General features: G+C 62.5%; 2 pseudogenes. One reads left to right on the top strand and one right to left on the bottom strand.

From position 1 onward, the window contains the following. Nucleotides 1-288: pseudogene (locus E5W70_RS28755) on the top strand (iron ABC transporter); the annotation flags it as partial. A 13-nt stretch (nucleotides 289-301) separates the two neighbouring features. Here the strand turns inward: E5W70_RS28755 and rirA are convergent. Further along, nucleotides 302-448, bottom strand: a pseudogene (gene rirA / locus E5W70_RS28750) (iron-responsive transcriptional regulator RirA); the annotation flags it as partial.

Raw genomic sequence — 448 nt, 5'->3', positions numbered from 1 at the left:
GAGCCGGTGTCCAGCCTCGACATCAAACACCAGCTGATCATCATGGACATCGCGCGTGATTTCGCCAGACGGGGCGGCGGCGTGGTCGCCATCCTGCACGACCTCAATCTGACGGCGATGTATGCCGACCGGATTTTCGTCATGCATCGCGGCAGGCTCGCCGCTACAGGTTCGCCGCAACAGGTGCTCAGCGACGAGCTGATCGAAAAGGTCTTCGATTGCCGGCTGAAGGTCGGCGTGTTGCCGGCCGCAAACATGCCGTTCGTATTGCCGCAATCGGCAGCGTAGGCAATCAGAGAAATCAGGCGGCCGGCGCCCTTTGCACCAGCATGTCGATGCCGAGCAGGTGCCGCACATTCGGGCGCGCCGCCACCAGATCGGCGATCGTGTAGCGCGACAGCACGGCGAAGAACGCGTTGAGCGCTTCGCGCAATGCCGAATTCAAGGC

The organism is Mesorhizobium sp. (genome assembly GCF_005063415.1).
Taxonomy (GTDB): domain Bacteria; phylum Pseudomonadota; class Alphaproteobacteria; order Rhizobiales; family Rhizobiaceae; genus Mesorhizobium.
The sequence above is the reverse complement of the archived record's forward strand: the minus strand, read 5'-3'. Positions and strand labels throughout refer to the sequence as shown.